The sequence below is a fragment of the Sandaracinobacter sp. genome (genome assembly GCF_041909755.1).
Classification (GTDB): domain Bacteria; phylum Pseudomonadota; class Alphaproteobacteria; order Sphingomonadales; family Sphingomonadaceae; genus Sandaracinobacteroides.
The window spans coordinates 1-2,219 of the sequence record NZ_JAYRCW010000162.1 but is presented as its reverse complement, the minus strand read 5'-3'; the positions used below and the strand labels follow the sequence as shown (position 1 = coordinate 2,219).

Sequence of the window (2,219 nt, the reverse complement as noted above, 5' to 3'; positions counted from 1 at the left end):
AAACACGTCGCGGCCGTTCAGTTCCGAACGCACCCAGGAAAGGCCGCGAACGAAGATGCCGCCACCTTCGGCCGCAAGCCGGGCCGGGTCGCGCGCTTCGTTGGTGCGCTGAAGGGTCACGCCGGGGATCCGCTGCAGCGCTTCCGAAACGGACCGGTCCGGCAGCGCGCCGATATCGGCCGCCGTGATCGAATCGACGATGACTTCGGAATTCTTCTTCAGGTTGCGGGCCTGGGTCGCGGATTCGCGCAGGCCCGTCACCACGATCTCCGAATCCTCGGCCGGGGCAGAGGCTTCCGGCGCCGCCTGCGCCTGCAGCGGGGCTGCAAAGACCACGCCGACAACCAGCGCCGAGGTGCTGCCCATCAGCAGGCTGCGCCACATCATGTTGGAGTCCAGACCGAACCGGCGTCCGCGAACCATCACTGTCTCTCCCCTTCGCGCCCTGAGCGCACAAAGACCAGGGGAGGCGACGACGGCCCTTCCGCTTACCCTCCCCGACGCAGCCGAAGGTTCGGCCCGACTCTTCCGTCCGGACACTCCCTCGTACTGACTGGTAGCGTTATCACTGGGCCTCGCAGCTGTCCATGCCTTGTCATACAATAAAACCGAAAATTTTTCGGATCGCGGCTTTGGCGCAACAGATGCTGCGCAGCATCCGTCCGGGGAACGGCCGCCCTCAGCGGCGCCGTTTCACATCCGCGCGGATCTCGTCGCCATGCTCCCCGGCCATTGGCGGCTGGCTCGCCTGCGGCTGGAACGCCGAAAAGCGCACCGGATGCTTCATCTGCAGCCAGGCCCCCTCGCTCGGATGCTCGGTGCGCTGGAAGAAGCCCACGGCCTGCAGGTGCGGATCGTCCGGCACGTCGCCGATGTCGCGCGCGATCATCGCCGGGATCCGCGCCGCCTCGCACCGCGCCAGGATCTCCGCGTTGCTGAACGCCGGCGTCAGCCGCGCCACCTCGCGGTACATCTCGGGCATATGCTCCACCCGCAGCTTGCGCGTCGCGAAGCGCGGGTCGTCCAGGAATCCCGGATTGTCCAGCGCCGCGAACAGGCGCGGCCAGCTGTCGTCGGTGTAGGGCACGATGCTGACATAGCCATCGGTTGTGCGGAACGGCTGGCGGTCCGGATCGATCTGCCGGAAATAGCAGATCGGCCCCACCGGCGGATCGAAGGTGCGCCCCCCCAGATGCTCCAGCAGCATGAAGTGGGCGAAACTCTCCAGCATCGGGATCTCGATCTTCTGCCCTTCGCCCGTGCGCAGACGGTGGATGATGCCGGCCAGCACGGCATAGGCGGCGTGCAGCCCGGCCACCTTGTCCGCGATCAGGCTGGGCAGGTAGCGCGCCGCCGGGTTTCCATCCACGCGCGCGAGCAGGCTGGTCGTGCCAGTTGCGGCCTGGATCACATCGTCATAGGCCTGAAGCCCGGCATAGGGCCCCTCCTCCCCGAAACCCACGCAATGGGCATAGACGATGTCGGGCTTCACGGCGGCCACGCTGGCGTAATCAAGCCCCAGCTTGTCGGCTGCCGGCCCGCGCACATTGGTGATGAACACGTCGGCCGTTTCCATCAGCTCACGCATCAGCGCCCGGTCCGCATCCGTCTTCAGATCCAGCTCGATGGATTTCTTGCCGCGGTTGATCGCCATGAACCCGGGGCTCATCCCCGGCGTCCTGGCCGCCTTCGCCGTCCAGCGGAACTGGTCCCCGCCGCCGGGCGCCTCCACCTTGATCACCTCTGCGCCCAGGTCCGCCAGAATCTGCGTGGCATAGGGGCCGAACACCACCCCCGTGCAATCGAGTATGCGAATTCCCTTAAGCATCGGGGCTGCGTCGGCGATCATGGCGGCTCCTTTCACCCGCCCCATGCCCAATGCCGGGGCCGCTTCACCATCGGCACAAGAACTAGGCTGCACGATCCTGTCCATCCTCCGAGTTCGACAATCGCGGCCATCGGGTGCATCCCCGTTTCGCGCGGGCCACCCGATCCACGGCGCCCGCCCAGGGGAGTAGTCAGATGTTCAGCCACATCATGCTCGGCGCAGACGATATCGACGCGTCGAAGACCTTCTACGATGCCATCTTTGCTGCAACCGGCGTCGGCCCCGGAATCACCGACGACAAGGGCCGGGTATTCTGGATGACACCGACGGGCGTGTTCGCCATCACGAAGCCGATCGACGGCAAGCCCGCCTCCTGCGGCAACGGTTCCAC

The 2,219-nt window shown here is 66.3% G+C and carries 2 protein-coding genes and 1 pseudogene; 1 reads left to right on the top strand and 2 read right to left on the bottom strand.

Annotated features, from left to right (window positions below):
* The coding region (locus ACE3O8_RS13435; protein WP_374390549.1) for a TonB-dependent receptor plug domain-containing protein at positions 1–423 on the bottom strand (423 nt) is incomplete at its 3' end.
* 256 nt (positions 424–679) lie between these two features.
* The gene (locus tag ACE3O8_RS13430; protein WP_374390547.1) at positions 680–1,849 is read right to left on the bottom strand and encodes a CaiB/BaiF CoA transferase family protein; all 1,170 of its coding nucleotides are present in this window, start codon (positions 1,847–1,849) and stop codon (positions 680–682) included.
* 173 nt (positions 1,850–2,022) lie between these two features.
* Between ACE3O8_RS13430 and ACE3O8_RS13425 the strand changes: the two are divergent.
* Positions 2,023–2,219 (top strand): annotated as a pseudogene (locus tag ACE3O8_RS13425) (VOC family protein); the annotation flags it as partial.

Coding starts and splice junctions, on each gene's coding strand:
- ACE3O8_RS13430 (WP_374390547.1), bottom strand. CDS start 1,849: ATGATCGCCGACGCAGCCCCGATGCTTAAGGGAATTCGCATACTCGAT.